4 protein-coding genes are annotated in these 5,875 nt (G+C 63.3%); all 4 read right to left on the reverse strand.

Annotated features, from left to right (window positions below; translation table 11 throughout):
• Nucleotides 1-108: 108 nt before the first annotated feature.
• Nucleotides 109-1,464 carry an MFS transporter gene (locus tag EOD07_RS19180; RefSeq protein WP_206519498.1) on the reverse strand — a complete coding sequence of 452 codons (1,356 nt, stop codon included), beginning with the start codon at nt 1,462-1,464 and terminating at the stop codon, nt 109-111.
• Nucleotides 1,465-1,481: 17 nt separating this feature from the next.
• A complete protein-coding gene (locus EOD07_RS19185; protein ID WP_206519499.1) occupies nt 1,482-3,284 on the reverse strand; it encodes a hydantoinase B/oxoprolinase family protein in 1,803 nt (600 codons plus the stop codon).
• Nucleotides 3,285-3,303: 19 nt separating this feature from the next.
• A complete protein-coding gene (locus EOD07_RS19190; RefSeq protein WP_127236587.1) occupies nt 3,304-5,385 on the reverse strand; it encodes a hydantoinase/oxoprolinase family protein in 2,082 nt (693 codons plus the stop codon).
• A 53-nt stretch (nt 5,386-5,438) separates the two neighbouring features.
• Nucleotides 5,439-5,875, reverse strand: a 437-nt coding sequence (locus tag EOD07_RS19195) for an isochorismatase family protein (RefSeq protein ID WP_127236588.1), incomplete at its 5' end; no start/stop codon positions are given.

Raw genomic sequence — 5,875 nt, forward strand, 5'->3', positions numbered from 1 at the left:
GCAATAGATTCCGAATGCCAACAACCGCGCGCCGATTGGAAGGCGCATCCTGGACTGGGAGAGGCACACTCCCCTCCCAGCACTTCAAAGAGTAGGGCCGCCGGCTCATCAGGCTAAGGATTGCGTCACACCAGCAATCTCCGCCTCCGAGACGTCCCCCGGATTGACCTTTGGCGCAGCGCAAATCAGCAACCCGGACACGAAGCAGGGGACGGCTCCGAAATACAGCGCGGCGAGCTGCCATGTCGATCCGGCGTTCAGGAGATAAGTCGCGCCCAGTCCTGCCAGAATGGCACCGATCGGTCCCATCGCGGCGACGAGCGCGCCGCCGGTGGCCCTGATGGTCGTCGGAAAGCTCTCGCCGATGAAAAACAGCAGCGCCGCGTAAGGGCCGATAAGAAAGAACAGACCAAGGCTGTACAGCACCATGACGGGACCAAGGCTATGAGGGGCGTACAGCATGCCGGTGAACAATAGGCCGGCTATGGTCCAGCCCAAAGCGATCGCATTGCGCCGGCCGATGCGGTCGCCGAGGAAGCCAAATGCGAGATACCCGAGATAGCCGACAAGATTGGACAGGATGAGAACGACCAACGAGCTCTCGAACGAGACATGGTGAACGTCGGTGATCACGGTCGTGCCCAGCACGCTGAACACCTGGATCGCAAACCAATTGAGCAGGAACGCCGCTCCAAGGACGAGTGTCGTCCGCCGCGTCGAGCCCCGGAGCGTCGCGCGCAGCCCGTCTTGATCCCGATCTTGAGCCGTGGCTCGGCCGCGTTTCAACTGGTGCGCCAGGAATTGCGGAGTTTCCTTCAGCTTACGCGCAAAGACCACGATGATCAGCGAGGGAAGCGCAGCAAAGATGAAGCATCCCTGCCAGCCGATAAACGGCAGGAGAATTGCTGTTAGTGCAGCGGCCAGAAGCGCGCCGATCGGCCAGCCCCCCTGCACGAGGCTGTACAGGAAGCCCCGGCGCCGCGCTACGCTGGGAGGCGCTGACGCATAGAGTTCACTCAGGTAAGTAGCGTTCACCGTCTGCTCGGCGTAGCCAAAACCACCGAGCGAGCGGATAAGCACCAGGACCAGGCTGCCGAAACCGCCGCCGATGGCCGTGAGGGCCGAGCAGATGGCGGCACCGGAGACTGTCAGGATTATGCCGTTCCGGCGACCCATACGGTCCACCGCCGGTCCAACCAGCAAGGCGATTACCGCCGTGCCGACGGCGATCCACGTCGCGAGTTCTGCCTGAAAGGCAGTGCTCCAGCCTTCATGCCTGCCGATTTCCGGCAGCAATGTCCCGAATAAGATGAAATCGTAGACCGCGAAGACCCAAGCGAAAAGGGTAACCCAGGTCGCGTAGCGTACGTCCTTGGCGCTCATGCCAGCGCTATTTGCGGTAGTCTCGAACATGCTCTCCTCCCATTTGTCGTCGTGGATCTGGGCGCGTTGCAGTACGCCCAAGCGTCGATTCTCGGGTGCTATGAGGCTTTTGCGAGCGCCGCTCGCAGTGCGGCGGTCGCCTCGACATCGACCGTTTCCTGCTCGACATCGACCGCGACGCCGTAGACGTCGCGCGCATGCTCCGTCGAATAGAAGCCATCGAGCACGTCCTCGAGAACCTTTTGGGCAGGCCGCTTCAATGGCGAGCCGTAACCGCCGCCATTGGGGCTGTAGTAGGCCATGGTATCGTTGGCCTTCACGGCTAGTCCCGAGAACTTTGAATGCACCTCGCGGGCAGCGCCTGGCGCCGAAGCGTTGTAGATCAGGCACTTGCCGACCGCGCCGTCGGTGCCGCCAAAGATGCCCCAGGGCGCATCTTTGTGACGTTCCGATTCATGGGTGATGAAACCATCAGTCAGCACACGCTGCGCCTTGACCACGCCGAGACCACCCCTGAACTCCCCGGCGCCAGGAGGCACATCGTCGCGCAACTCGTAGCGATCGCAGATCATTGGGATATGCATCGCCAGGTCTTCGAGCGGATTGTTGCGCGTGTTGGCCATCAGGTTGTCGATGCTGTCGGGGCCATCCGAGCGCGGGCGACCGCCATAGGCACCCTCGTTCACTTCGAGAAACACCCAGTAGTCGCCGCTCGGACGCACGCCCGAATAGGCGGCGAACGAGATCGATGCCGAGCTACCTGCGATCACGGCATCCGGCATCACGGGCGCGAGCGCGCGTATGATCAGATCGATCATGCGATTGCATTGGGTGAAGCGTGCCTCGGCAGAGGCCGGCGGCTTCGGATTGAAGATCGAGCCGAGCGGCGCGATTACGTTGATCGGCCGAAACGAACCCTCGTTGGAGGGCACGCGGATGTCGGACGTGTAGGCATCAAGCAGCAGCTTGCGGAACGCCGCGTAGGCGGCGACTTTGGTCGAGCCTTCGAACGGCACGTTGTAGGCCGTCGGCGTCTGGTCGGCCGAGCCGGTGAGATCCACATCGAGTTCGTCGCCCCTGACGCGGACGGTGACCTTCACCTTTAAGCGCTGATCACGATTGCGCCCGTCGTCGTCGAGCCAGCCCTCGGCCGTATATTCGCCGTCGGGAATGTCGCGGATGCGCTGGCGCATCATGCGCTCGGCATAGTCCATCAGTTGGTTGGCCGCTTGGAAGACCGTGTCTTCGCCGAACTTCTCGATCAGCTCGGCGAAGCGCTTCGCGCCCAGCCTGGCCGAAGCGACCTGGGCCTCGATGTCGCTCACCAGTTGCTGGGCCGCACGGCTGTTGTTGCGGATGAAGTTCCACATCGCGTTGTTGGGCTGGCCCTTGCGGTAAAGCTTGGTGCCGGCAAACAGCATGCCCTCGGCAAAGACGTCCGGTACGTCGATGATGAGGCCGGGCGTCGCCGCCCCGATGTCCACATGGTGGGCGGTGTTGCCAGCAAAACCGACCAGCCGGCCATGCCAGAAGACAGGCACCACGATTGCGAGATCGGGGGTATGGCTGGAGCCGTGATAGGGATGATTGTGGACGACTACGTCGCCCTCATACCATTCGCCATCCTCCAGCGTTGCCTGGATGCCGCGCAGGTAGCCTGGGATCGAGCCGATATGCATCGGCGTCGATTCCGACTCGCACAGCGTGTTGAATTCGATGTCGAACAGGCCCGCGCCGAGATCCTCGGATTCGCGAATGATCGAGGAAAAGGACATGCGGTAGAGCACATGCGCCATCTCTTCGGCGATGGTCTCGAACGACCCGCGGATGACCTGCAGCGTGATGGGATCGATTTCGGCCGGCGTCTCCTTGAGCGCCACGGCTTGGGCCATGCTGATCATAATTTCCTCCCTCTTGTTCTCAAGCCACGCCGGCGCGATGGACACGCGTGTTTCCGTATTCGAGCGTCTCGGCGACGTAGCCGGGCGGCACCAGGGTCGTTGAATCGTGCTGGACGAGGATCGCCGGTCCGCTCACCTTGTCGCCCGCGTAAAGCTTCGTGCGATCATAGCGCGGCGTCTCCAGCGTGCGGCCGTCGTCGAAGGTCGTCGCCCGCACGAACATCAACGCCCGGTCGACGCTGGAGCCGTCCGTGGGTCTCACCTTCGGGATGGCGATGCGTTTCACCGCAGCGCGGCCGATGGCGCGCAAGGTGATCAGTTCCACCTCCTGCTCGCGGTAGCTGTAGCCGTAGTCGAGCTGATGCTGATCGTGGAAGCTGGTGATGATCACGGCCTTGTTGGCTTGCGTGACCGATGCTTCCGGCATCTTTGCGCGCAGCTCGAAGCCCTGGCCGTGATAGCGGCATTCCGCCACGATCTCGATTCTCTGCTGGTCGCGGGCGATGCCGTCCGCGTCGAGGTCTGCTACAACCCGCTCGCGGAGGACGGCAGCGGCGCGGTTGATGCGCTCGAGTTGGGCCTCGTCCGCGGCATTGAGCTCGACGATGACAGCCTCGGTCTGCTCGTATTGCAGATCGGTCTTCAACAGGCCGACGGCGGCGGTTATGCCCGGCGCCACTGGCACGATCACGTCTCGCGCCGAGATCGCCTCGGCCAGCGCGACACCATGTAGCGGCCCGGCGCCGCCAAACGGCAGGATCGAGAACTGGCGCGGGTCGATGCCGCGCGCCACCGAATTGGAGCGAATGGCAAGCGCCATATTGTTGTTGATGATCTTGATGATGCCGAGCGCCGCGTCAGTCACCGACAGGCCGAGCGGCTTCGCGATCCTCTCCTCGATCGCTGACCTTGAAAGCGCCGGGTCGAGCTTCAGGTCGCCGCCCAGCACCAGGTCCGGATCGAGGCGGCCAAGCACTATCTGCGCATCGGTGACCGTCGGTTCGGTGCCGCCGCGACCGTAGCAAGCGGGGCCTGGCTCCGATCCCGCCGAGCGCGGTCCCACGTTGAAGGCGCCGGCCTCGTCGATATAGGCGACCGAGCCGCCGCCAGCGCCGATGGTGACGAGATCGATCATCGGAGTGAGTACAGGATGGCCGGACACGTAGGTGTCGCGCGGGTTCATGATCTTGACCCGCCCGTCCGGAATAGTGCTGATGTCGGCCGAGGTGCCGCCGATATCGACGGTGATGATGTTTCTCACCCCCGCCATCTCGCCTTCCGAGGCGCCGCCGATGACACCGCCGGCAGGACCGGACATCAGGATGCGCACCGGGCGCGTCGCGCAGGCCTCGACGGTGGAGACGCCGCCGTTCGACTGCATGATGCGCAGCTTCGACGACACGCCAGCCTCGCGCAGCTTCGATTCCAGGTCGCGCAGGTAGAACGCGGTTTTCGGGCCCACATACGAGTTCATCGCCGCAGTCGAGAAGCGCTCGTATTCTCTCATGACGTTGGCGACCTCGCTCGACAGCGTCACATAGGCATCCGGCATCTCCTCCAGCACGATGTCCCTGGCGCGGCGCTCGTGGGCATCGTTCAGGAACGAGAACATGAAGCCGATCACGACCGAGTTGATGCCGCGCTTCTTGAAGAGCCTGGTCGCCTCGCGCACCTCGTTCTCGTCCAGCGCCGTCTCGACATCGCCGCGCGGCGGGAGGATGCGCTCGGAGATGGCGATGCGATTCCTGCGCTTCACCAGCGGCTGGCTCTGCCATGGCACGATGAAGTGAAGCGAGAAATTGTACGGCCGCTTGTGCCGCCCGATATGCAGGATGTCACGGAAGCCGCGCGTCGTGAGCATTCCTGTTTCCGAGCCGTTGTGCTCGATCGTGATGTTGGTCGCGGTGGTCGTCCCATGGACGATGACATCCACCTCGGACGGCTCTATCCCAGCCAGGCCGCAAATGCCCTTGACGCCTTCGACGACGCCGATGGACTGGTTCTTCAGGGTCGTCGGAACCTTGTGGTAAAATACGCCTGCGGCGCATTCGAGCACCAGGTCCGTGTTTGTTCCGCCGACGTCGACGCCGATGCGTGCCATGTTCACTCCTCCCAATGGAACAAAGGCGCGCCCCTGGGGACGCGCCTGGCAAGTCATTCCGCCGCGATGCGGGCGGTGTTGACCGTGTTCAGATACTCGACGCATTCGTCCACGCTGTGGACGTCGGCGAACTTGGCGTCGATGTCGTAGAGGTTCCACGCCACCGCTCCCGGCACGCGATCACCGATGCACTCACGTACGGCGATGGTGCGGAAGCCGTCGGCCAGCCCGTCGCAGATCGTGGTGCGGACGCAGGCCGTCGCGGTGACGCCGGTTACCAGGATCGTGTCGACGCCGGCTGCCCGGAGCAGGCCGGCCAAGCCGGTGCCATGGAAAGAGCTCGCCCGCTTCTTGAGCAGCGTGTACTCGCCTTCGATCGGTGCGATGCGGGAGTCGATCGCCCAAAGATCCTTGTCTTTCAGGTTCACCACATCGATCGGGATCTTGCGATGCCAGAGGCCCATGTCGGTGAAACCGGCATCGCGATCGG

This window comes from Mesorhizobium sp. M2C.T.Ca.TU.002.02.1.1, assembly GCF_003997225.1.

Coding starts and splice junctions, on each gene's coding strand:
- EOD07_RS19185 (WP_206519499.1), bottom strand. CDS start 3,284: ATGATCAGCATGGCCCAAGCCGTGGCGCTCAAGGAGACGCCGGCCGAA.
- EOD07_RS19190 (WP_127236587.1), bottom strand. CDS start 5,385: ATGGCACGCATCGGCGTCGACGTCGGCGGAACAAACACGGACCTGGTG.